Origin of the sequence: Pseudoclavibacter sp. AY1F1 (genome assembly GCF_002931075.1) — a bacterium.
Taxonomy (GTDB): domain Bacteria; phylum Actinomycetota; class Actinomycetes; order Actinomycetales; family Microbacteriaceae; genus Pseudoclavibacter.
The window spans coordinates 865,405-888,267 of the sequence record NZ_PSTQ01000001.1 but is presented as its reverse complement, the minus strand read 5'-3'; the positions used below and the strand labels follow the sequence as shown (position 1 = coordinate 888,267).

The window sequence follows — 22,863 nt, the reverse complement described above, 5'->3', positions numbered from 1 at the left end:
TGGCTCAGTCGGCGGTGAGCTTCACCCCGAGGAGTGCGTCCACGAGCGTGACCACGTCCGCATCGCCCTCGGCACCGGGGGTCGAGGCCCACTCGTCGACGATCGCTGCGACTCGGGGGGTGTCGAGGTCGTCCGCGATGGCTTCCCGCATCCGCACGACAAACGAGTTCTGCTCAGCCGGGAGCGTGCCCTCAACGGATCGGGCCGCTCGCTGTCGCCAATCTTGCAGGCGGACGCTGGAGCGTGCGAGCTCCTCGTCGGTCCACTCCCAGTCGCTGCGGTAGTGGTGGGAGAGCATTGCGAGGCGGATGGCCATGGCATCCACGCCCGCTGCGGTGAGCCGTGAGACGAGCACGAGGTTGCCCAGGGACTTCGACATCTTCGTCCCGTCGTAGGCGATGAGTCCGGCGTGCGCGTAGCTCCGCGCGAAGTCGCCAGAGGTGCCATGCGAATCGGTCGCGACCAGGGACACCGCGTGCGCGGCGGAAAGCTCATGGTGGGGGAAGCGAAGGTCACGCCCGCCGCCCTGCACCGAGATCGGGGCCCCAAGGGTTTGGGTCGCGATCACGGAGCACTCGATGTGCCAGCCGGGGCGACCGAGACCGACGGCGCTCTCGAACGCCGGTTCTCCGGCACGTGCGCTGCGCCAGAGCAGCGGGTCGAACGGCCCGCGTTTGCCGGCACGCTCCGGGTCTCCCCCGAACTCGAGGAACGCGGCCTCCATCTCTGCCGCCGTGTATCCGGAGACGTCGCCCATCGTCCAGTCGCTGGCCGCCTCAGCCGCGGCGACGTCGTAGTACACGTCCCCGAGCTCGGTCGTGGCCGACGGCTGCGCGTCAGGGGTGACCTCGACCCGGTACGCGAGTCCTGCCTCGATGAGCGTCGCGATCGCGTCGCCCGTCTCGGCGATGCTGTCCTGCACACGCACGTAGGAGTCCGGCGGGATGACGCGCAACGCGGCCATGTCAGAGCGGAAGAGATCGGTCTGCGAGGTGGCGATCTCCTGCCAGTCGCGCCCGGTCTTCGCCGCGCGCTCCAGAAGCGGGTCGTCCACGTCGGTGATGTTCTGGGCGTAGCGCACCTCGAGGCCCGTGTCCCGCCACGCTCGTCCGAGTGTGTCGAAGGCGAGGTAGGTCGCCGCGTGCCCGAGGTGGGTCGCGTCGTAGGGGGTGATCCCGCAGACGTAGAGCGTCGCGATGCCGTCAGGCGTGACCGTGTCCTGCACCTGCCCGCTCGCCGAGTCGAAGACCCGGATCGCACCACCGCCGTTGCCGGTTACCGAGGGAACAGAAGGGATGGGCCACGAGGGAACGGTTCGCACCGGAACATCCTATGTCGCGCCCCAACCTCGCTCGCCCCGCGGGACAGGCGTCAGCGTGTCAGCGGGTGCTTCCCGGAGGAGAGCGCGCGGGTCAGGCCGCGCCGCCCGTCGGATCCATGAGGCCGAACGACAGCAGGATGATGATGAGCGTGCCGAGCGCGATCCGATACACGACGAACGGCAGGAAGCTGCCCTTGTTGAGGTACGCCATGAGGTACTTGATGACCACGAGACCCACGACAAACGAGATGATCGTCGCGATGATCGTCGCGACGACCGGAGCCTCGGCTCCCTCCGCTTCGCCGAACGCTGAGACGAGCTCGTAGAAGCCGGACCCGAAGACTGCAGGGACGGCCAACAGGAAGCTGTAGCGCGCAGCTGATGGGCGGTCGTAGCCCATGATGCGTCCGGCCGTGATGGTGCCGCCGGAACGCGAGACGCCGGGGATGAGGGCAAGCGCTTGGGCGAACCCGTAGACGACGCCGTCTCTTGTGTTGAGGTCCTGCAGGGCCTTGGCGCGCTTGCCGAAGATGTCGGCGAGTCCGAGGATGACGCCGAAGATGATGAGTGTGAACGCCACGATCCACAGCGAGCGGAACTGGTCGCGGATGAGGCTCTGCAGCAGGAAGCCGAGGACCACGATGGGGATGGATCCGAAGATGATGAGCCAGCCCATGCGCGCATCCGGGTCGCTGCGGGGAACGCTGCCGCGCAGGGAGCCGAACCAGCGCGAGATGATGCGCTTGATGTCGCCCCAGAAGTAGACGAGCACGGCGGCTTCCGTGCCGAGCTGGATGATGGCGGTGAAGGTTGCGCCCGGGTCCTGGACGCCGATCCACTCGCCGACGATGCGGATGTGCGCGCTCGAGGAGATCGGCAGGAACTCAGTGAGCGCCTGCACGAGCCCGAGGATCACGGCGTCAAACCAGTTCATTGCTACTGCCTTTTCCGAGAGAGATTTCCTGCTGCGGGCCGCGGTGAGGTCACGTCGGGCCCGGCGCACGCTAACACGAAACCCGAGTCAGGTGCGGAGGGCACCCCGGTGGTCGAGGGATGCGAGAGGGACGCGAGAGGCAGGCGCGCAGAGGTTGAGCGCGCCCGCCGCACCCTCAGTAGCTGCGCAGGAAGTCGCCGAGGACCTTGCGTCCGAAGACCAGCGACTCGAGGGGAACGCGCTCGTCGACGCCGTGGAACATCGCCGGGAAGTCGATGCCTTCCGGGAGGCGCAGCGGGGCGAATCCGTAGCCCTCGATGCCAAGCGTCGCGAGCGCCTTGTTGTCGGTCCCTCCCGAGAGGAAGTACGGGACCACGACGGCTTCGGGGTCGTGGCGCTGCAGGGCGGCTGTCGCCGCCTCGACGATGGGGCCGGAGACGGGCGCCTGCGTGCCGATTCCGCGGAACACGGTCTCGATCTCGATGTCGTCGCCGACGATGGCCTGGATCTCGGCGAGTAGCTCGTCCTCCGCCCCCGGGAACGGGCGGGCGTCGATGGCGACGCTCGCCGACTCAGGGATGACGTTGTGCTTGTAGCCGGCGCTGAGCATTGTGGGGTTCGTCGTCGACCTGAGGCTTGCCGTGAGGAACCCTGACGCGCTGCCCGTCGCCAGGACGATAGCGCCTGGCGTCGTCTCCTGCGGGTCGACGTCGAGGAGACGTGCAAGCTCGGAGATCATCGACGTGGTCGTGTCGTTCAGCAGCACTGGCCACTCGTGGGAGCCCAGCTTCGCGATCGCCTGGGCGAGTCGCGTCACGGCGTTCTCCTCAGCCGGGATGACTCGTGAGCCGTGGGCCGCGCGGCCCTTTGCGTGGAGGCGGAGCCACAGGAGTGCCTTCTCGCCCGTCTGCAGGAGGTAGGCGCGCTTGCCGCCGACCGTGATCGAGTAGCCGCCCACCTCGGAGATCGCCTGCGTCGCGCCAGCGAACAGCTCAGGGTGATCGCGGGCGATGGGTTCAGACCCGAACTGGCCGCCGTTCTCCTCGTCGGCGAAGAAGGCCAGGACCAACTCGCGCTCGGGAAGCTCCCCCGCCCCGAGGATCTCCTCCACGGCGGTCAGGATCATGGCATCCATGTTCTTCATGTCGACGGCCCCACGCCCCCACAGGAGGCCGTCCTTGATGACCCCCGCGAAGGGGTCGACGCTCCAGTTGCCCGCCTCGGCCGGAACGACGTCGGTATGGCCGTGCACGACGAGGGCCGGCTTGTCCGAGTTGCGTCCGGGGATGCGCGTGAAAATGCTGGGGCGCCCAGGAGCTGCCTCGATCGTCGTCACGTCGAGCCCAAGCGACTGGAGGCGGGACTCGAGGTACTGAGCGGCCTCGGTCTCACCCTTCGAGCGGCCTTCGCCGTAATTCGTGGTGTCGAGGCGGATGAGGTCCTGAGTCGTCGTGACGGTGGGGTCGAGTTCGAGGGAGTCAGCCATGCCCCAACGCTACCGCCGCAAGAGGCCCGGAATTCCGCCGCGACGCGCCCGGGATGCACGCATTTCGGCCTCGATTAGCGTTTCGCCGGAATCCTGGTAATGTTTCTCCTCGTGCTCAACAGCACAACCTGCGCGGGTGGCGGAAATGGCAGACGCGCTAGCTTGAGGTGCTAGTGCCCGTATTAGGGCGTGGGGGTTCAAGTCCCCCCTCGCGCACAGGTTGAAAGGCCCGGGAGTTATCTCCCGGGCCTTTCGTGTTCCCTCGTGCAGTGTTTTCTCGTGCAGTGTTTTCTCGTGCAGTGTTTTCTCCTGCAGCGATCCCTCCCGTAGCGTCCCCTCCTGCAGACCGACTCACGACGTAGTGAGATGCCGCGGAGCGCAACACTCGGCAATGTTCGTTTGCCAGGACGCGGTCGGCGCGTGACGCTCGAGGTTGCCCATTCCCCGTCACCCCAGGAGTGCACCAGTGCCAGCTGAAACCACGTCGCTCGTCACCCACGCGCAGACCGACCAGACCGAGCTCTCGGAGAACTTCCGCTCCCTTTTCCGACAGCACCCCTCTGGCGTGGCGGTCCTGACGGCGCAGACCGAGGAGGGTCCTGTCGCGATGACAATCACCTCGCTCACGTCGGTGAACGCCTCCCCCGCCCTCGTGGCCTTCTCGCTGTCGAAGGCTTCCTCGGCCACACCCGGCATCCTCTCGTCCTCCAGCGTGCTCGTGCACTTCATCGACGAGGAGTCGCTCGCCGTCGCGCAGGTGGCCGCGACGAGCGGCGTTGACCGTTTTGCGGATCGGGACAGCTGGGGCTACCTGCCGACCGGTGAGCCCCACTACACGGCCGCCCGTCGCTGGGCCCGCGGCAGCATCCGAAGCACGCTCGACGTCGATGGGGCGGTCCTCGTCGTGCTCGACGTCGTGGAGGCACGTGACGGGCGTCTGGACGCGACGGAGGGCGACGGCGGTGTCGTGTACCGCAATCGCGTCTGGCGCAAGCTCGGCGCCCCGCACAGCTGACGGGGTGGACCCGGCAGTTCACGGGCCAGACGAGACAGTTCACGGGCCAGACGAGACAGCTGACAGGCCAGGAAAGTCCCGTCGGGTAGTTTGGGTGGCAGCACAGTGACGAGCGATTCGCGCGTGAACTGCTCCGACGCTCCCAGACTGAGAAGGACCTCCTCGAACCATGCCTGGCCTCGCCACCGCCATCCTGCACGCCGCTAGCTCAGGAGGGGGCGCCGTCGAAGAAGCCACCGGTGGAATTTTCGGGGTCATCTCCGACTGGGCGATCGAGATCATGGGCACCATCGGGGCGCCCGGCGCGGGTATCGCCGTGGCGCTCGAAAATCTCTTCCCACCGATCCCGTCTGAGATCATCCTGCCGCTGGCTGGCCTCGCCGCGCACCAGGGCAAGTTCTCGGTCATCGAGGCGATCATCTGGACGACGATCGGCTCCGTCGTCGGCGCCTACGCGCTTTACTGGCTGGGTCGCTGGCTCGGGCACAACCGCATGGTGTGGCTCGCTCGCAAGATTCCCCTCGTGGACGCCGCCGACGTGGTCAAGACGACCAACTGGTTCAAGAAGCACGGCAAGAAGGCGGTCTTCTTCGGGCGCTTCCTCCCCATCTTCCGGAGTCTCATCTCGATCCCGGCAGGTATCGAGCGGATGCCCGCGCTGCAGTTCGGCCTGCTGACCCTCGCGGGATCCGCCATCTGGAACACGGTCTTCGTCATGGCCGGCTACTTGCTCGGCGACTCGTGGGAGCAGATCCTCATCTACGCGGATGCGCTCAAGTACCTCGTGTACGCCCTCGTCGGCGGCGCTATCGTCTGGTTCCTCGTCGTGAAGATCCGCGGCCGAGTGCATCGGGGCGGGCACTCCGCCTGAGGTGTTGCCCGAGACTTCGCCTGAAAGCGCTGCCTGGGCGCGTAAGGGGACGCCAGCGTCGCCGCTGGCGTCCCCTTCTCGTCTGGCTTGTCTGACGCGTCTACGAGCGCATTCGCCGCCTGAGAACGTCGATGCGGGCCTGGATCTGCGAGACCGTCGCCTGGCCGACGGCGGGGCCGCCGCAGCTGCGGCGCAGCTCGGCGTGCACGATGCCGTGCGGCTCCCCCGACTGCTTGGAGTAGACGGAGACGAGACTGTTGAGCAGTGTTCGCTGCTCCTTGAGGGTCCTGTGGAGCGCCTGGGGCGGCGCGGGCGCCGGGGGCCCCGCCTTCACTCGCGATTCCTGGATGCGCCCCTGCTTCGCCTGCCGCTGAGAGAGGACTGAACGCACCTGGTCGGCGTCGAGGATGCCAGGCAGGCCGAGGAACTCCAACTCCTCCTCGCTGCCGACCTCGGCCGCGTAGCCGAAGTCTCCCCCGTCGTAGAGCACCTTGTCGAAGAGCGCCTCGCTCGAGATCGCCTCGAAGGTGAACTTGCCGAGCTCGTCTGAGGTCTTGTCCGGCCGCTCGGCCGCCGCCATCATGTCTTCCTCCGGCGCCCGCGAGTCCTCGGCGTCGGCGAGCCGGTCCAGCGCGTGGTTGCGCTCCATCTCGAGGGCGTGCGCGAGCTTCGTGAGCTGCGGCACGCTCGGCACGAAAACGGTCGCCGTCTCACCCTTCTTTCGGGCGCGCACAAAACGGCCAATGGCCTGCGCGAAGAACATCGGCGTCGAGGCGTTGGTCGCGTAGACACCGACGGCGAGCCGGGGAACGTCGACGCCCTCCGACACCATACGCACGGCGACCATCCAGCGCTCGTCGCTACCCGCGAACTCGGTGATGCGGTCGGACGCGCCCTTGTCGTCGGAGAGGATGAGCGCGGGCTTCGTGCCCGTTATGGTTTTCAGGATGGCCGCGTAACCCTTGGCGGCTGCGTGGTCGGTCGCGATGACAAGCCCACCAGCATCCGGTACTTCCTGGCGTACCTCGCTGAGGCGCTGGTCGGCGGCTTGGAGGACCTGCGGGATCCACTGACCCTCGTGGTCGAGCGCCGTGCGCCAGGCCTGCGAGACGATGTCCTTCGTGTTGTCTTCCGCGAGGCCCGCCGACATCTCCTCGCCCTGCGTGTCCCGCCAACGAACGTTGCCCGCGTACGACATGAACAGCACAGGGCGGACCACGCCGTCTTCGAGAGCGCGGCCGTAGCCGTACGAGTAGTCGGTGAGCGAGGTGCGGATGCCGTCCTCGTTCGGCGCGTACGTGACAAACGGGATCGGGGCGGAGTCGGAGCGGAAGGGCGTTCCCGTGAGCGACAGGCGGCGGTCTGCGTGCCCGAAGGCCTCACGGATCGCGTCTCCCCAGCTCAGCGCGTCTCCGCCGTGGTGCACCTCATCGAGGATCACGAGGGTCCGCCCGGAAGCCGTCAGATGGCTGTGCACGCTCGGCTTCATGGCCACCTGTGCGTAGGTCACGGCCACGCCGTGGAACTGGCGCGAGTGGATGCCCTGGTTGTTGCCGTAGCGAGGGTCGATGCGGATGCCGACGCGAGCGGCGGCTTCGGCCCACTGCGTCTTCAGGTGGTCGGTCGGGGCGACGATGGTGATGCGGTCGACTGCGCGCCGCTGCAGGAGCTCGGTCGCGAGTCGGAGGGCGAACGTGGTCTTGCCTGCCCCGGGAGTTGCGGAGGCGAGGAAGTCGCGTGGTTCGGATTCGAAGTAGACGTCGAGCGCCTCGGCCTGCCACGCCCGAAGTCTGCCCGCCGTGCCCCACGGGGCGCGTTGTGGGAACGACGGGGAGAGATGCTCGGCGGCGAACGTGCCGACCTGGTGACCGTAGCGGGAGCCGTCGTGGTTAGTGGCGTGAGCTTCCTGGACGGCCTCGCGTTCGGTCATTGCTGCGTCGCCTTCCTTTCAAAGCTCGGGCGGTTCAGCCTCGTCGGGCTCCCGCCCGTTCAGCGGCTGGGTGGTGGGTCTTGGATCGGGCCGAGGCGGTGGCTGGCGTGCAACCGACGGACGGCCCGCTCGTTGGACGGGTGCAGCCCGCCAGCGAGCACGTCTCGCAACAGGCGCGCGAGCTCATGCCCGGAACGGTAGCCGCTGCCACCGACAATCCCGAGCGCATCCTGCGTCGTGGCCGTCGCGGCAGCAACTGCCTCGTACTTCGCCATCGTCAGGCGCGCGAACCAGGCGTCGCCGTGTGGCGCCCCTTCGTCGACATCGCGAGCGATGGACTCAACGAGGGTACGCGCTGCGAGCTGTCGAATACTCATTCTGGCGATTTCTTCTCGAACTTGCACGTCGTCGGCGAGCCGGATCCCTTCCTGCGTCGAACTCGTCCTGTAGTTGGCGGCATCAACAGCCAGCTCGAGCGCACGGTCACCGATGCCGACGTAGCAGGAAGCGACGAGCAGCAGGAAGTTCGAGTGCACTGCGAAGATGTGCGGTTCGCTGTTCGGGCCGACGGGCAGTCGGGCGATGACTCGCTCCGGCGGGATCAGCGCGCCCTCGAGCGATGTGGAGCAGCTCTGCGTGGCCCGCATCCCGAGCGTGTCCCAGTCGTCGTGGATGCGCACACCTGCGTCGTCGCGACGCAACACGCCGTGCACGAGGGCCGGGGTATCACGCGTGTCGTCGCGGCCGAACGTCACGAGCCTCGTCCAGACCGGCGAGAGCGAGGTGAAGATCTTCATGCCGTGGAGTCGGTAGCCCCCATCTGGCTGCGGTTCCGCGCGGACGTTCGAGTCGTAGAGCACGGCGTCGTTGCCGATCTCCGAGATGGCCAGGGCGTAGGTCTCCCCCGCCACGATCTCGCGCAGCATCCAGTCGAGGGCATCGTCGCCCGACTCATGCCTCGCGCGAGCGATGCCCGCGACGACGTGGTGCATGTTGACGGCGAGCGCCGTCGCTGGCGCAGCGGAGGCGAGCCGCGCCTGGCACTTCACCGCCTGCTCCAGCGACGCTCCCGTGCCGCCGAAATCCCGAGGGACAAGCACCCTGAGGTACCCGGTATCGCGCAGAGCCTCGAGGTCGTCGGTGGGGAATGAATTCTCCGAGTCGTGGCGGCTCGCGCGCTGGTTGAGCACCTCGAGCAGGTCGTCGGCCAAAATGGATCTCGGGTCTGAAGCTGGCATGCCCACCACGCTACTCGTCAGCGCTTCGACCTCTATGAAGAAGTCGCGGCCGACGAGGGTCTAGTCTTCAGTTCCGATCGAGGAGAGAAACAGCGAGATGTCAGAACGCGAACTCATTCCCTGGAGCCGCTACGTCGCTCTCGGTGACTCCTTCACGGAGGGCGTCGGAGACCCCGAGCCCACCGCTCCCGGCGGCCTTCGAGGCTGGGCTGACCGTGTCGCCGAGGAGCTCGCCGCCCACCGCTCCGACTTCGCTTACGCGAACCTGGCCGTCCGCGGGCGGCTGCTTGACCAGATCGCCGAGGAGCAGCTCGAACCGGCGCTCGAGCTCAAGCCGGACCTCGTGACGATCTCCGCCGGGGGAAACGACATCATCCGGCCAGGAGCCGACCCTGACGCCATCGCCGCCCGTTTCTCCCGCCTCGTGGGCTCGCTGCGCAAGTCAGGCGCAACAGTTGTCGTCTTCACCGGCGTCGATACGAAGTTCGCGCCCGTGTTCTCCTCGATGCGCGGCAAGATCGCGATCTACAACGAGCACATCCGCGGCATCGCCGAGTACCACGACTGCATCGTCGCCGACCAGTGGGCCCTGCGCGCCATCCAGAGGCCAAGCATGTGGGTCAGCGACCGACTGCACCTCAACTCGTACGGGCACCATGAGGTTGCACGGATGGTGCTCGACGCGCTCAACGTCGAGAACGAGCTCGTCGCGATGCAGCCGGCGCCCGCGCGTCCCGCCAGATGGCGCGAGGCACGCGCTCAGGACATGGTTTGGGCGCGCGAGCATCTCGTGCCGTGGGTGCTCCGCCGCCTCCGGAACGAGTCGTCTGGCGACAACGTGCTCGCAAAGCGTCCGTTCGCCGAGCCGTTCTCGTTCGGCCGGGACGACGCTCCTACCCAGTGAGCGCGTAGAGCGCGACAGCGCTGGCCGCCGCCACGTTGAGCGAGTCGACACCGTGGAGCATCGGGATGGTGACGGTTGTCGTCGCCGCGCTCAGGGCGCCGCGGCTGAGTCCGTCCCCCTCCGTGCCGAGCATGATGGCGACGCGCTCCGGTCTGTTCGAGGCGTAGTCGCGGAGCGAGACCGCCTTGTCGTCGAGGGCAAGAGCGGCAACGTCGAAACCGGCGTCGGAGAAGAGCGTCGCGGCGTCACGCCAGGCCGGAAGCCTGGTCCACGGCACCTGGAAGACGGTGCCCATGCTCACCCGTACGCTCCGGCGATAGAGCGGGTCCGCGCACTCCTGCGTCACAAGAACTGCGTCAGCACCGAGTCCGGCTGCCGCGCGGAAGACTGCGCCGACGTTGGTGTGATCGACGAGGTCCTCGAGAACAACAACCGTCTTCGCTTCAGCGAGCAGCTCCGCGGGGTCGAGGAGCGCGGGGCGGTGCATTGAGGCGAGAGCGCCCCGGTGCATCCGAAAGCCGGTGAGCTGTTCGAGCTGGTCACTGGAACCGACGTAGACGGGCACATCAGGAAACGGCTCGAGCAGCGGTGCGACGGTTGGCAGCCACTGCTCCATGAGCAGGAGCGAACGCGGCGTGTGGCCCGCGCGCAGCGCACGTTCGATGACCTTCGGCGACTCGGCGATGTAGAGTCCGCCCTCCGGCTCGAGTCGCTTGCGGAGCGCCACGTCGGTCAGCCGGGAATAGTCGGCGAGTCCAGACTGTTCGAGTGAACGGACGGATGGGGCCGCACGTGGCCAATCGGTCGACTGGAGAGGGGTCAGGCGCATGGAGGTAATCCTGTCAGAAGCGAGCAGCGTCAATGCCGCGCGTTCGCGAGCCGAAGGGCTCGCCCGAGCCGCCGACCTGCTCTCGGACCGCACCTTCGCAGTGCTCACGGGTGCCGGCCTTTCGACCGACTCCGGTATTCCCGACTACCGAGGCGACGGCAAGGCGCCACGTATCTCGCCGATGACAATCCAACAGTTCATGTCAGACGAGGCCACTCGGCGGAGGTACTGGGCCGGCGCGGCACTTGGAGCCGCCCGGTTCTCAGGCGCATCGCCCAACGCCGGGCATCTGGCTCTGGCAGACCTTGAGCGCCATGGCGCCGCCACTGGTGTGGCGACGCAGAACGTGGATGGACTGCACCTGCGAGCCGGGAGCCGAAACGTCGTCGAGCTGCACGGCAGCATGCGCACGGCGAGCTGCACACGCTGCGGCCACGAGATCTCGAGAGCGGCCCTGCTTGCCGGCATCCTCGACTCCTCCCCCGGCATCGCCGAACTCGCTGCCAATGCCAGCAGCCGTCCGGACGGGGACGCCGACGCCAGTGGCGCCGAGATCGAGACGCTACCCTCCTGCCCCGTCTGCGGCGGCATCCTGCAGCCCGACGTCGTCATGTTCGGCGACGTCGTGCGCCCGGCGGTCGCAGAACGAGCTCGCCAGCTTGTCGACGGGGCGGATGCGCTGCTCGTCGCGGGAACGTCCCTGGTCGTCAACACCGGGCGCAGGCTGGTCCACCGCGCTGTCGCGGCGAGCAAGCCTGTTGTGCTCTTCAACCGGGGTGACGCGGCCATCGGGCACGTAGCCTCTGTGCACGTCGAGGGCGGCACGTCGGAGTCGCTCGCTGACCTCGCAGCCCGACTCACCTCGGACTCCTAGACGCGCACCGAGTAGTCAGGAGCGGCGCTGCTCCACCACCTGCCGGCACGCTTCGAGCAGCTCGGCCGCGGAGCGCTCCCAGGAGTACTCCGCCGCGCGGGCAACGCCGGCGCTTGACGCCGCAGCCCAGGCTCCCGGATTGTTCTGCAGCTGCCTGGCCATCGTCGCAAGCAGTCCAGCGTCGTCCGCAGGGAAGTAGCCGGCGGCGTGCCCTCCGACTTCGCGGAAGATCGGGGTGTCGCTGACCAGAATGGGGGTGCCGGCCGACATCGCTTCCACGAGAGGCAGGCCGAAACCCTCGCTTTTCGAGGCCGTCACGAGTGCGGTCGCACCTTTGAGCAGCGTGAGGTACTCCTCGTCGCTGACGCCCTGGTGTGCGACGATCGACCCCTCCGGGGCGATCGCCTCGAGCGAGGACAGCGTCCGAGCATCCACCTTCGAGCAGAGGTGCAGGCGCCAGCCAGGCAGGTCCCGCATGGCGCGAGCGAGCGTCTCCACGTTCTTGTACGGCATGAAGGAGCCCATGTAGATGAGGTTCGGCTCGCTCGGTGGCATTGGCCTCGGGGCGGAGACGAAGGCAGGGTCCGGCGCGTTGGGAACAAGCGGGATCGGCCGCCGGGTGAGCCTCTGTGCGCGCAGCAGCTCGCGGGTAGTGGCCGAGACGACCGCCACCTGGTCGGCGCCCCGCAGCAGCAGACGCTGCGGCCAGAAGGACAGGTGGTAGATACGCCACAGGGCACGGACGTACCAGGGCAGGAACTGCGGCGGTTTCGGGTGCTCGTAGTAGATGAGGTCGTGGATCGTCAGGATGAGCCCGTAGTCGCGTCCAAGCGAGCCCATCGTCTGCATCGGGCTGACGACGACATCAGGGCGCAGCTTGTTGACCTGGCGCGCCACAAGCGGCTCGGCGGCCGAGGTGGGCGAGCTGATGAGCTCGTGCGGGAGGCTCGGCAGCATGGGCAGTTGGCGCTCGTCTGAGATGAGCATCGTCACCGGGTGCAGAGCGGAGAGCGCGCGCACGAGTTCAGCCGAGTACCTTGATATGCCGTCGTGTCGGTCGATGCGCACGTAGCGGCAGTCGAACAGGAGCCTCACCTCGTGCGCTCCGTCCTGTTACGGAGCTCTGCCTCGCCGCCGGTCTCTGCTTCGTCGCCGGTCTCTGCTTCGTCGCCGGTCTCGTCGCCGTCGCTCTCTGCCTCGACACCGTGGCTGTCTGCCTCGGCAATGAAGGCCGACAGCAGACGCGCCGCCGCGATGGGCGTCTCGTAGTGCACGAGGTGGCCTGTGCCAGCGATGACGTGCAGCGGTAGGTCGGCGACGCGCGCGAGTTCGAGCTGTGCTTCAAGCGGTGCGATGTCGTCGAGCGCCCCTGCGATGAGCACGGTGGACGACGGCAGCTCGGTCGCGTGAGCGAGGACTGAGTCGGAGACGGATGCCCGGAAGGCCTCGAGGAGGGTGTCCCGGTCCGCGAAGTCAGAGAAGTGGCGTTCGTGCTCAGTATGGATCCAGGCCCGCAGCGGCCTGGACTTCGTCTTGGCCATGACCTCGCTCATGACGCGCGTGATGAGCGGATGCGACAGGAGGAGCTGGCCGGCGGGCGCAGGGAGGCGCGAGCCGAGCCAGTAGTAGAAGATCGCGAGCCGCGTCAGGATGGCCTGCGGCCCTTCCAGGGCGGGCGAGGCGATGGGATTCACCAGCACGAGGCGACGCTCGCCGATGGCGGCAGGCCTGCGGGAGATCACGAGAGAGCCGAACGAGTGCCCGAGGACGATCGCCTCGCCTGCCGGGTCGACGTGCTCCAGGAAGGACTCGAGCCAGGCCGAGTAGTCGTCGAGCGAGTGGCCGCGCGCGAGCGGCCCCGACTCGCCGAACCCGGGCAGGTCAGGCGCGATGAAGCGAACTTTCGGGAGCCGATTCACTACAGGAAGCAGCCCATGGTGGGTGCCGCGGAAACCGTGCACCAGCACGATCGTCGCTTCGGCCTCGGCTGCGGGCGGGCCGACCTCCCACCACGCGCACTCGGAGCCGAGGACGTGCGTCGTGTGGGCGAGCGACGGGGACTCAGGAGTGGCTGCGAGAGAGGAGGAAGGCATCGTGCAAGAGTGTACCGAGCAGGGCGGGAGCCCATGCTCAGGCGCGTCCGCGCTCCGTCGGGGACGCCGCGCCTGCAAGATGACTTCGAGGCGGGATGAGGAAGCAATGACCGAGTGGACGAAGCGGATCGCGGTGTTCGACCTCGAGACGACGGGCATCGACGTCGAGAATGACCGGATCGTCACGGCTTTCGTGGGGCTGATAGACGGCGAGGGTACCGTCGAGCGTGGAACGGACTGGCTTGCTGACCCCGGGGTCCCCATCCCGGAGCGCGCCGCCGCGGTGCATGGCATCACCACGGAGATCGCGCAGGCCGAGGGGCGACCCGCCGTGGAGGTCGTCACCGAGCTTCGGGCGGCCCTCGACTGGATCGCGAGGCACCGGGTTCCCTTCGTCATCTACAACGCCCCGTACGACCTCACGCTGTTCGCTCGGGAGTGCGCGCGCCACGGCGTCGAGCAGGTTGCGTTCGCCGAGCAGGTCGTCGATCCGCTGGTCATCGACCGCGCGCTCGACAAGTATCGCAAGGGGAAGCGGACGCTCACGGACACGTCGATTTTCTACGGTGTGGAGCTGATAGACGCGCACTCGGCAGGCGACGACGCCGTCGCGGCTGGCCAGCTCGCGCTTGCCCTGGCCGCGAAGTACCCGTCGGAGCTCGACATGACGTTGCCGGCGCTCCACACGAAGCAGATCACGTGGGCCGCCGACCAGACCAGGGACTTCGAGGCCTACATGCGGGCGAACCGCGACCCAGACTTCACCGCCGACGGCGCGTGGCCCGTGCGCACGGCTCCCTGAGTCTCTGGCGCCTCGGCACTGCGACTGAAGCGGGCCCGGTCTGCTGGACCCGCTGCAGCCGGCAGGAAGCCGCGAAAGGGCGGCACCGAATCGGTGCCGCCCTTTCGCGCGAGCAGTGTGCTCATCTGCGATGCAGAGGAGACTACTTGCTGCCGCCGCCGAACTTGGCGTAGCGGTTCTTGAACTTCTCGACACGACCGGCGGAGTCCATGATGCGCTGCTTGCCCGTGTAGAACGGGTGCGAAGCGCTGGAGATCTCGACGTCGATGACTGGGTACGTGTTGCCGTCTTCCCATTCGATCGTCTTGGCGCTCGAGACCGTGGAACGGGTGAGGAACTTCTCCCCCGATGCGAGGTCGTTGAACACCACCGTGTTGTAGGTGGGGTGGACGTCAGCCTTCATAAGGGTTCCTTCAACGAGTTTGGTGAGCAGAATCGGACCACGGGTCCTGAGCCAAAGAACAACTTTAGCAGATAGGAGCGAGTGGGTGTCAGTTCGACGCGCGGGCGGCGTAGCGGCCGCCCGCGTTCGTGACGTGCAGGGGAAGACCGAAGGTGGTCTCGAGGTTCGCGCTGGTGAGGACCTCGGCGAGAGGTCCGGCGGCGACGACCTTGCCATCGCGCAGAAGGAGCACGTGGGTGATGCCCACTGGAATCTCCTCGACGTGGTGCGTGACCATGACGATGGCTGGTGCGAACGGGCTCTGTGCGAAGCTGGAGAGTGCTGCGAGGAGGTTCTCGCGAGCCCCGAGGTCGAGTGACGCGCTCGGCTCGTCGAGCAGGAGGAGCTCCGGGTCGGTCATGATCGCCCGTGCGATGAGCGTGCGCTTCTGCTCTCCGTCGCTCAGCGTGCCGAACTCGCGCTCGGCGAAGTCGCCGAGGTTCCACTCCTCGAGCACGCGCTGCGCGCGACGCACGTCGATCTCCTCGTAGTCCTCGTTCCAACGGCCGGTGACGGCGTAGGAGGCGGTGAGCGCCACATTGAGGACGCTCTCGTCTCCCGGGATCCGGCGAGCCATCGCGCTTGAGGCGACGCCGATCCGAGGGCGCAGCTCGAAGACGTTGGTCCGCCCGAGGCGCTCGCCGAGCACGTCGACCTGACCCGTTGTCGGGTGCTGAGTCGCTGAGGCCAGCGAGAGCAGCGTGGACTTGCCTGCCCCATTGGGGCCCAGCACCGCCCAGCGCTCTGACTCGTCGACGCTCCAAGTGACGTGGTCGAGGATCGGACGACCGTTGCGAACGACCGTAGCGTCGTTGAATTCGAGAACCGTTGCCATATGCCTAAGCCTAAACGCGGCTCACGCGCTGGCTTCGGCGGCGCACCGCGTCAGCCAACGAGCTGTTCGTAGATCGCGATGGTCTCGTCACTGATGCGGCGCCACGTGAACTCGCGCTCGGCGCGTTCACGTCCGGCTTTGCCGTACCGCGCCGCCGTCTCGGGGTCGCTGACGACCTCCGTGAGGACCCTGGCGAGGTCGGCGACGAACTTGTCGGGGTCGACGGGCGTTCCAGTTCCGTCCGTGGCCTGCTCGATGGGGACGAGTCGCCCCGTGACGCCGTCCTCGACGACCTCGGGGATGCCACCCGTCGCTGTGCCCACGACTGCGGTGCCGCAGGCCATGGCCTCAAGGTTGACGATGCCGAGCGGCTCGTAGATCGATGGGCAGGCAAAGACGGTGGAGGCGGAGAGCGCCGTCATGATCTCGCGCTTGCTCAGGTGTCGCGCGAGCCACACGACGCCATCGCGCTCGGTCTGGAGCTGTGCGACAAGGCCGGCCACCTCCGCTTCGATCTCCGGGGTGTCCGGAGCGCCGGCACACAGAATGACCTGGACTTCAGGCGGGAGCTCGCGAACGGCGCGCAGGAAGTACGGAAGTCCCTTCTGACGGGTGATTCGGCCGACGAACACGACCGCAGGTCGGTCGGGGTCGATGCCCAGCTCGCGCGCCGCCTCGGGGTCCTCGACGCGTTGCCACGTCTCGAGGTCGATGCCGTTGTAGACCACCTCGACCTTTGCGGGGTCGAGGTTCGGGTACGCGCGGAGGATGTCTGCCCGCATGCCGTGGCTCACGGCGATGATGCGGTTCGCGTGCTCATAGGAGACCTGCTCGATCCAGCTGGAGAGGCGGTAGCCACCGCCGAGCTGCTCGGCCTTCCACGGGCGGAGCGGCTCAAGGCTGTGCGCGGTGATGACGTGCGGGATGCCGTGCAGGAGCTTCGCCACATGGCCCGCGGCATTCGCGTACCACGTGTGCGAGTGCACAAGGTCGGCTCCCGCGATGTCGTTCGCGATCTCGAGGTCGGTGCCCAGGAAGCCGAGCGCCGGGTTCGCGGAACGAAGCGCAGGCGGCGTCGTGTAGGCGTACGTCTGCTGCTCGTCGCGGGCATCGCCGAAGCAGCGGACGTTGACATCGATGTCGCGTCTCATCGCCTTGACGAGCTCGGTGACGTGGACTCCAGCCCCGCCGTAGACGGCCGGTGGATACTCGCGTGTTACCAGATCTACTCTCACGGGCTACACGGTAGTACAGCAGGGCTGTGAACCCCTAAGCTCGAGTCATGTCACAGGCAAAGGTGTTCGGCATCGTTCTCGCTGGCGGTGAGGGGAAGCGGCTCATGCCGCTCACTGCAGACCGGGCTAAGCCCGCTGTGCCCTTCGCAGGCCAGTATCGACTCATTGACTTCGCGCTCTCGAACCTGGTGAATTCCGGGCTTCACAAGATCGTCGTCCTGACGCAGTACAAGTCCCATTCGCTGGACAGGCACGTGTCGCACACGTGGCGCCTCCCCGCGATGCTCAACTCCTACGTCGCCTCTGTGCCGGCGCAGCAGCGGCTCGGCAAGCGCTGGTTCTCCGGCTCAGCAGATGCCATCAGGCAGAGTCTCAACCTCATCAATGATGAGTCCCCCGACATCGTTGTCGTGGTGGGTGCGGACCACGTCTACCGGATGGACTTCTCGCAGATGATTGAGGCGCACATCGCGTCCGGTCGCAGTGCGACGGTCGCCGCCATCCGGCAGCCGATCTCCCTCTCCGACCAGTTCGGCGTCATCGACGTCGATCCGGACGACCGCACGCTCATCCGCGAGTTCCTCGAAAAGCCGGAGGACGCGCAGGGCCTCCCGGACAGCCCCGGCGAGATCCTCGCCTCCATGGGCAACTACGTGTTCACGGCAGACAAGCTCGTCGAAGCGGTCATCCGCGACTCGACGCTCGAAGACTCGAAGCACGACATGGGCGGCGACATCATCCCGAGCTTCGTCGCTCAGGGCGATTGCGGCGTCTACGACCTCAAGGACAACGTCGTTCCCGGGTCGACCGAGCGCGACCGTGACTACTGGCGCGACGTCGGCACGATCGATTCGTTCTATGACGCGCACATGGACCTCATCTCCACGCTGCCGATCTTCAATCTCTACAACGAGAAGTGGCCGATCTTCGCGCAGCAGCTGAACTCGCCGCCCGCGAAGTTCGTCCGTGACAGCCGTGGCTCGACGGGAACCATGATCGACTCGATCATCTCGCTCGGGTCGGTCATCTCCGGCGCGCACATTGAGCGCAGCGTGCTCGGGCCGTGGGACAATGTCGAGTCGGGAGCCGCAGTCGTCGACTCCATCCTCTTCGACCGCGTCAACGTCCAGGCCGGCGCCGTCGTGCGGCGCGCGATCCTCGACAAGAACGTCATCGTCAAGGAAGGCGCCTCGGTCGGCGTCGACCGCGAGCACGACCTCCGCCGCGGGTTCACGGTCACCGACTCTGGCCTCACGGTCGTGGAGAAGTTCGGGATCGTCGAGCCGTGACCTCGAGCACGTCAGCTCGTGCACCGTTCCTCGTCCTCCTGGACGTCGATTCGACGCTCATCGAGGACGAGGTCATCGAGCTCATCGCCGACTACGCCGGCGTGACCGCTGAGGTGACGGAGGTCACCGAGCGAGCCATGGCTGGTGAGCTCGACTTCGAGGAGAGCCTGCGCGATCGCGTGGCGTTGCTCGAGGGTGTCTCCGCGGCCGACGTGGCGTCCGTCGTCGATCGCGTTGTCGTCACAGACGGGGTTCCCGAGCTCGTGGCGGGTGTCCACGAGGCTGGTGGCTACATCGCGGCTGTCTCCGGCGGGTTCCACGAGATCCTCGACGAGCTCGCCGAAAGGCTCGGCCTTGACCGGTGGCGAGCCAATCGGTTCGAGGTCTCCGACGGGAAGCTCACGGGGCGCGTCTCAGGCCCGATCATCGGGCGGGAGGCGAAGCGGGAGACGCTGCTCGAGTGGGCTGAGGAGCTCGGCGTCGACCCGACGCGCACGGTCGCGATTGGCGACGGAGCCAACGACCTCGGCATGATGTCGGCTGCAGGACTCTCGGTTGCGTTCGACGCGAAGCCGGTCGTGCGCGAACAGGCTCACGTGAGTCTCCCCGACCGCGATATGCGTCAAGTGCTGCACGTGCTCGGCCTTCAGGGCTGACGCGCGACACGAACGCGAGGGGCCGACCGGATGCACGCATCCGGTCGGCCCCTCGCGTGTTCGCTCGGTGAGCCGCTGGCTAGTGACCCATGCCGAGTCCACCGTCGACGGGGATGACGGCACCGGAGATGTACCCGGCGTCGTCGCTCGCGAGCCAGGCGGCGGTCTTCGCGATCTCGTCGACGCTGCCGTAGCGCGCTGCGGGAATCTGCGAGAGGTACTCCTTCTTGGTGTCCTCGGGGAGCACCGCCGTCATCTCGGTCTCGATGAACCCCGGCGCGATGACGTTGGCCGTGATACCGCGCGACCCCAGCTCCCGGGTGAGCGAGCGGGCCATCCCGACGAGGCCCGCCTTCGCGGACGAGTAGTTGATCTGGCCGGGCGAGCCGAAGAGGCCCACGACGCTCGAGATGAAGATGACGCGCCCGAAGCGAGCCTTCAGCATGCCCTTGGAGGAACGCTTCAGGACGCGGAAGACGCCGGTCAGGTTCGTGTCGATGACCTGCTGGAAGTCGTCCTCGGACATGCGCAAAAGCAGGTTGTCCTTCGTGATGCCGGCGTTGGCGATGAGGACCTCGACGGCGCCGAGCTCCTGCTCGACCGCCTTGAACGCCGCGTCGACGCTCGCGGAGTCGGTGACGTCGGCCTGCACGGTGAGCGCGCCTTCCGGCCCGCCCTCTCCCGAGCGTGAGGTCACCGCAACGCGGTGGCCCAGGCTGACGAAGTGTGCGGCGATGGCGAAGCCGATGCCGCGGTTTCCTCCCGTGACGAGGACGGTTCTGTGGGTCATGCTGCTCCCTTGAGACGGTTCGCTCCAGTCTAGGGGCGAGGAGTAAGCTGAGCAGATCGCCGAGAGGAGCACCTGCCACCGTGCGATCAACAACTACGAACGTCACCTCCATGGCGGACAGCGAGTACGACGAGCGCGCCGCTCGCATGAAGAAGTACACCATCATGATGCTCATCAGGGTGGCCTGCTTCGTCGCGCTCATCTGGGTGCGGGGACCGTGGATGTTCGTCTTCGCGGCCGGCGCCATCTTCCTGCCGTACTTCGCCGTCGTCATCGCCAACGCCGCGACCCAGCGCCGAACGCGCAAGGTCGAGCGACCCAGCTTCCTGCAGCGCCGAGGCAAGCCGGATGCGTGACGGATTCGACCTGCTCGGCGCGCTGCAGGGTGCTGGCCTCGACGCCATCGGCGACGAGCCTCGATGCTCGCGCGCGGCGTGCGGCGCGGATGCGACGACGCGCCTCGTGTGGCGCAACCCCCGCATCCACGACGAGTCTCGCCGCAAGGTCTGGCTCGCGTGCGACGAGCACGCCGGCTACCTCGAGGGCTTCCTCCGCCAGCGCGACTTCCCGGTAGCGGCCTCCCCGATCTCGGCTGGCCGTCTTGATGACGTGGACGGGCACGCGTGAGCGGCGAGCGCCGCTGGCGATTCGCGTTCTCGAAGCGTTGGCTCGGCTACCTCGGGCTGCTCGTCGTGTTCGCCATCGCGTGTGGCTTCCTGAGCCACTGGCAGTTCGAGCGGCGCGATGAGCGGGTCTCCGAGAACGCGCGCATCACGGGCAACTTCGACCGGGAACCCGTGCCGCTCGAGGGCGAGCTCGCCGAACTCGACGACTTCACGATCAATCAGGAGTGGACGCCCGTGCTCATGGAGGGCCGGTACCTCACCGACGAGCAACTGCTCGCGAGGTCGCGGCCGCACAACGGCCTCCCCGGCTTCGAGATCCTCACGCCGTTCGAGACCGACGACGGCCGCGTGTTCATCGTGAACCGCGGGTGGATTCCGACGGGCGATGCGCAGGACTCCCCCGACCATGTTCCGGCTGCGCCAGCCGGTGACGTCACAGTTGTGGCACGCCTCAAACCCGGCGAGCCGGAGATCCCGGGCCGCAGCGCCCCAGCCGGCCAGATCGCGACCATCCACCTGCCGCAGTTCGCGGCCGAGCTCGGGGCCGACCGTGTCTACACGGGCGCCTACGGCCTGCTTTCGGCTGAGCGACCGGCGACCGAGACCGGTGCGCTCACGGCCAAGCCCGCGCTGACGGAGGGGAACCACCTTTCCTACGCCTTCCAGTGGATCATCTTCGCGATCATCGCTCTCCTGGGTCTCATCTTCGGTCTGCGCGCTGAGTACCGCGACCGCAACCCGGACGACCCGAAGGTTCGGCAGGCGATCGCCCGCGAACGCGAACGAGCCGGCAAACGTCGCAAGACCGACGCCGAGATCGAGGACGAGCTGCTCGACCGCGCCGGCGGCTGATCGCCTCGGCGCTCGGTCACGAATGAGCGAAGCGCATGCTCCCCGGGAGGAGCATGCGCTTCGCTGCAGATGTGAGCCTGTGCCCTGGCGGGCCCGGCTAATTCATCGTGATGAGGTCGAAGTAGTCGGGCGTCCAGTGGTCTTCGACGCCGTCCGGCATGATGAGCACGCGCTCGGGGTTGAGCGCCGCGACAGCACCCTCGTCGTGGCTGACCAGCACAACCGAACCCTCGTAATGAGCAAGAGCGTCGAGGATCTGCTCACGGCTCAGCGGGTCCAGGTTGTTCGTGGGCTCGTCGAGGAGCAGCACGTTGGCGCTCGAGACAACGAGCATCGCCAGCGCGAGCCTGGTCTTCTCGCCGCCAGACAAGACGCCGGCGGGCTTGTGCACGTCGTCTCCCGAGAATAGGAAGGAGCCGAGCACCTTGCGCGCCTCGGTCTCCGTGAGGTGGCTCGAGACGCTCACCATGTTCTGCAGCACGCTGCGGGCGACGTCGAGGGTCTCGTGCTCTTGGGCGTAGTAGCCGATCTTGAGGCCGTGACCGGGCTCGAGCGCGCCGGTGTCCGGCTCGTCGACTCCTGCGAGCATGCGCAGAAGCGTCGTCTTACCCGCTCCGTTGAGGCCGAGGATGACGACGCGTGATCCGCGGTCGATGGCGAGGTCGACGGCGGTGAAGATCTCAAGCGAGCCGTACGACTTCGAAAGGTTGGATGCGCGCAGCGGCGTCTTTCCGCACGCGGCTGGCGTTGGGAAGCGGAGCTTCGCGACGCGGTCGGCGACGCGGACCTCCTCGAGCCCGGAAAGCATTTTCTCGGCACGACGCGCCATCTGGTGCGCTGCAGTGGCCTTCGTCGCCTTTGCACCGAACTTGGCGGCCTGCTGCTGGAGCACGGTCGCCTTCTTCTCGATATTGGCGCGTTCCTTCTTGCGTCGCTCCTGGTCTGCCTCCCGCTGACGCAGGTAGTGCTTCCAGCCCATGTTGTAGACGTCGATGACCTGACGGTTGGCGTCGAGGTAGAAGACGCGGTTGACGGTGTCGCCCACGAGCTCGACGTCGTGGGAGATCACGATGAGCCCACCCGAGTAGCCCTTCAGGAACTCTCGGAGCCAGATCACCGAGTCGATGTCGAGGTGGTTCGTGGGCTCGTCGAGGAGCATCGTCTCTGCGCCGGAGAACAGGATGCGCGCGAGCTCGATACGTCGACGCTGTCCGCCGGAGAGGGTCTGCAGCTCCTGGTCGAGGATGCGGTCAGGCAGCTTGAGGTTGCTGGCGATCGCGGCGGCCTCGGCTTCGGCCGCGTAGCCGCCGAGCGCGAGGAAGCGATCGTCGAGCCGCGAGTACTTCTTCATCGCGGCCTCCTGCTCGGCAGGGCTGCCGTCCGCCATTGCCACGGTCGCCTCGTCGATGCCGAGGCGGAGTTCGCCGAGGCCTCGTGCGTCCAGGATGCGCGTTCGGGCCGTCTGCGTTGGGTCCCCGCTCCGCGGGTCCTGCGGGAGGTAGCCGATCTCGCCGCGTCGCTCGATCTTTCCAGCGGTGGGCAGGGTGTCCCCCGCCAGGATCTTGGTCAGCGTCGTCTTGCCAGCGCCGTTCCGGCCAACGAGGCCGATCTTGTCGCCAGCGGCAACACGAAAGTCGACTCCCGACATGAGGGTGCGGGCACCCATGGTGATTTCGAGGTCATGTACGGCGAGCAAGAAGTGATTCCATTCAGTGGTGTGCGGGAGGGCTTCGTGGTGAGGAGCCGAGGTCGATCGGAGCTGGCGTCGGAGGCAACCGGTGCTGCCCCGGAGCCGACAACCTTCCCAGTCTAGACGAGACGCGGAAGAGCCCCACCAATGG

General features: G+C 67.2%; 23 protein-coding genes and 1 tRNA gene. 11 read left to right on the top strand and 13 right to left on the bottom strand.

Annotation, left to right across the window (positions count from 1 at the left end):
• Positions 1-4 precede the first annotated feature (4 nt).
• The 3 genes from mshC to C5B85_RS04085 form a co-directional block, all read right to left on the bottom strand.
• Positions 5-1,321 (bottom strand): cysteine--1-D-myo-inosityl 2-amino-2-deoxy-alpha-D-glucopyranoside ligase, encoded by a 1,317-nt coding sequence (gene mshC / locus C5B85_RS04095; RefSeq protein ID WP_104284725.1) that lies wholly within the window; start codon positions 1,319-1,321, stop codon positions 5-7.
• Between the two features lie 91 nt (positions 1,322-1,412).
• Positions 1,413-2,255, bottom strand: a complete 843-nt coding sequence (locus C5B85_RS04090; RefSeq protein WP_104284724.1) for an undecaprenyl-diphosphate phosphatase — start codon at positions 2,253-2,255, stop codon at positions 1,413-1,415.
• Between the two features lie 175 nt (positions 2,256-2,430).
• A complete protein-coding gene (locus C5B85_RS04085; protein WP_104284723.1) occupies positions 2,431-3,741 on the bottom strand; it encodes a M20/M25/M40 family metallo-hydrolase in 1,311 nt (436 codons plus the stop codon).
• Positions 3,742-3,871: 130 nt separating this feature from the next.
• On the opposite strand from C5B85_RS04085, the gene C5B85_RS04080 reads away from it, so the two are divergent.
• The 3 genes from C5B85_RS04080 to C5B85_RS04070 all read left to right on the top strand — a co-directional run bounded on the left by C5B85_RS04080 (position 3,872) and on the right by C5B85_RS04070 (position 5,627).
• Positions 3,872-3,957: transfer RNA gene (locus tag C5B85_RS04080), tRNA-Leu, on the top strand.
• A 250-nt stretch (positions 3,958-4,207) separates the two neighbouring features.
• A complete protein-coding gene (locus C5B85_RS04075) occupies positions 4,208-4,756 on the top strand; it encodes a flavin reductase family protein (protein ID WP_181064260.1) in 549 nt (182 codons plus the stop codon).
• Between the two features lie 169 nt (positions 4,757-4,925).
• On the top strand, positions 4,926-5,627 hold the full coding sequence (locus tag C5B85_RS04070) for a DedA family protein (RefSeq protein ID WP_181064259.1): 702 nt from the start codon (positions 4,926-4,928) through the stop codon (positions 5,625-5,627).
• 100 nt (positions 5,628-5,727) lie between these two features.
• On the opposite strand, the gene C5B85_RS04065 is transcribed toward C5B85_RS04070, so the two are convergent.
• Entirely contained in the window at positions 5,728-7,557 is a 1,830-nt protein-coding gene (locus C5B85_RS04065) for a DEAD/DEAH box helicase (protein WP_104284721.1), read from the bottom strand.
• Positions 7,558-7,616: 59 nt separating this feature from the next.
• Positions 7,617-8,795 (bottom strand): acyl-CoA dehydrogenase family protein, encoded by a 1,179-nt coding sequence (locus C5B85_RS04060; RefSeq protein WP_104284806.1) that lies wholly within the window; start codon positions 8,793-8,795, stop codon positions 7,617-7,619.
• A gap of 97 nt (positions 8,796-8,892) precedes the next feature.
• Here C5B85_RS04060 and C5B85_RS04055 point away from each other — a divergent pair, with 97 nt between their 5' ends.
• Complete coding sequence (locus C5B85_RS04055) at positions 8,893-9,699, top strand: SGNH/GDSL hydrolase family protein (protein WP_104284720.1); 807 nt, start codon at positions 8,893-8,895, stop codon at positions 9,697-9,699.
• Here C5B85_RS04055 and C5B85_RS04050 read toward each other — a convergent pair.
• Positions 9,689-10,528 carry an RNA methyltransferase gene (locus C5B85_RS04050; protein WP_104284719.1) on the bottom strand — a complete coding sequence of 280 codons (840 nt, stop codon included), beginning with the start codon at positions 10,526-10,528 and terminating at the stop codon, positions 9,689-9,691. The two genes, C5B85_RS04055 and C5B85_RS04050, sit on opposite strands and share 11 nt — an antisense overlap.
• Between C5B85_RS04050 and C5B85_RS04045 the strand changes: the two genes are divergently transcribed.
• Complete coding sequence (locus C5B85_RS04045) at positions 10,527-11,402, top strand: Sir2 family NAD-dependent protein deacetylase (RefSeq protein ID WP_104284718.1); 876 nt, start codon at positions 10,527-10,529, stop codon at positions 11,400-11,402. The genes C5B85_RS04050 and C5B85_RS04045 overlap by 2 nt on opposite strands.
• Before the next feature lie 15 nt (positions 11,403-11,417).
• On the opposite strand, the gene C5B85_RS04040 is transcribed toward C5B85_RS04045, so the two are convergent.
• Entirely contained in the window at positions 11,418-12,497 is a 1,080-nt protein-coding gene (locus C5B85_RS04040; protein ID WP_104284717.1) for a glycosyltransferase family 1 protein, read from the bottom strand.
• On the bottom strand, positions 12,494-13,495 hold the full coding sequence (locus C5B85_RS04035; RefSeq protein WP_104284716.1) for an alpha/beta fold hydrolase: 1,002 nt from the start codon (positions 13,493-13,495) through the stop codon (positions 12,494-12,496). The genes C5B85_RS04040 and C5B85_RS04035 overlap by 4 nt, the downstream gene beginning before the upstream one ends.
• A gap of 106 nt (positions 13,496-13,601) precedes the next feature.
• Here C5B85_RS04035 and C5B85_RS04030 point away from each other — a divergent pair, with 106 nt between their 5' ends.
• On the top strand, positions 13,602-14,297 hold the full coding sequence (locus tag C5B85_RS04030) for an exonuclease domain-containing protein (RefSeq protein WP_104284715.1): 696 nt from the start codon (positions 13,602-13,604) through the stop codon (positions 14,295-14,297).
• 142 nt (positions 14,298-14,439) lie between these two features.
• Here the strand turns inward: C5B85_RS04030 and C5B85_RS04025 are convergent, their stop codons facing one another.
• The 3 genes from C5B85_RS04025 to glgA form a co-directional block, all read right to left on the bottom strand.
• Complete coding sequence (locus C5B85_RS04025) at positions 14,440-14,700, bottom strand: type B 50S ribosomal protein L31 (protein ID WP_068481959.1); 261 nt, start codon at positions 14,698-14,700, stop codon at positions 14,440-14,442.
• Positions 14,701-14,788: 88 nt separating this feature from the next.
• A complete protein-coding gene (locus C5B85_RS04020; RefSeq protein ID WP_104284714.1) occupies positions 14,789-15,574 on the bottom strand; it encodes an ABC transporter ATP-binding protein in 786 nt (261 codons plus the stop codon).
• A gap of 50 nt (positions 15,575-15,624) precedes the next feature.
• Positions 15,625-16,809 (bottom strand): glycogen synthase, encoded by a 1,185-nt coding sequence (gene glgA, locus C5B85_RS04015; RefSeq protein ID WP_104284713.1) that lies wholly within the window; start codon positions 16,807-16,809, stop codon positions 15,625-15,627.
• A gap of 47 nt (positions 16,810-16,856) precedes the next feature.
• Here glgA and C5B85_RS04010 point away from each other — a divergent pair, with 47 nt between their 5' ends.
• Together C5B85_RS04010 and serB are read left to right on the top strand one after the other, a co-directional pair.
• Positions 16,857-18,098, top strand: coding sequence for a glucose-1-phosphate adenylyltransferase (locus C5B85_RS04010; protein WP_104284712.1), 1,242 nt, complete (start codon positions 16,857-16,859; stop codon positions 18,096-18,098).
• Positions 18,095-18,754: a phosphoserine phosphatase SerB gene (gene serB, locus C5B85_RS04005; protein ID WP_104284711.1), complete on the top strand. Its 660-nt coding sequence runs from the start codon at positions 18,095-18,097 to the stop codon at positions 18,752-18,754. The genes C5B85_RS04010 and serB overlap by 4 nt, the downstream gene beginning before the upstream one ends.
• A gap of 79 nt (positions 18,755-18,833) precedes the next feature.
• Here the strand turns inward: serB and C5B85_RS04000 are convergent, their stop codons facing one another.
• On the bottom strand, positions 18,834-19,544 hold the full coding sequence (locus C5B85_RS04000; protein ID WP_104284710.1) for a beta-ketoacyl-ACP reductase: 711 nt from the start codon (positions 19,542-19,544) through the stop codon (positions 18,834-18,836).
• 80 nt (positions 19,545-19,624) lie between these two features.
• Between C5B85_RS04000 and C5B85_RS03995 the strand changes: the two genes are divergently transcribed.
• Genes C5B85_RS03995 through C5B85_RS03985 form a run of 3 tightly spaced genes read left to right on the top strand, consistent with a single transcriptional unit; the run spans position 19,625 to position 21,022 of the window.
• Entirely contained in the window at positions 19,625-19,900 is a 276-nt protein-coding gene (locus C5B85_RS03995; protein ID WP_146077835.1) for a DUF3099 domain-containing protein, read from the top strand.
• Positions 19,893-20,171, top strand: a complete 279-nt coding sequence (locus tag C5B85_RS03990) for an acetone carboxylase (protein ID WP_258070568.1) — start codon at positions 19,893-19,895, stop codon at positions 20,169-20,171. Before C5B85_RS03995 ends, C5B85_RS03990 begins: the two co-directional genes overlap by 8 nt.
• Complete coding sequence (locus tag C5B85_RS03985) at positions 20,168-21,022, top strand: SURF1 family protein (RefSeq protein WP_104284708.1); 855 nt, start codon at positions 20,168-20,170, stop codon at positions 21,020-21,022. Before C5B85_RS03990 ends, C5B85_RS03985 begins: the two co-directional genes overlap by 4 nt.
• Before the next feature lie 97 nt (positions 21,023-21,119).
• On the opposite strand, the gene C5B85_RS03980 is transcribed toward C5B85_RS03985, so the two are convergent.
• Positions 21,120-22,718, bottom strand: a complete 1,599-nt coding sequence (locus C5B85_RS03980) for an ABC-F family ATP-binding cassette domain-containing protein (protein WP_104284707.1) — start codon at positions 22,716-22,718, stop codon at positions 21,120-21,122.
• Positions 22,719-22,863: the final 145 nt, after the last annotated feature.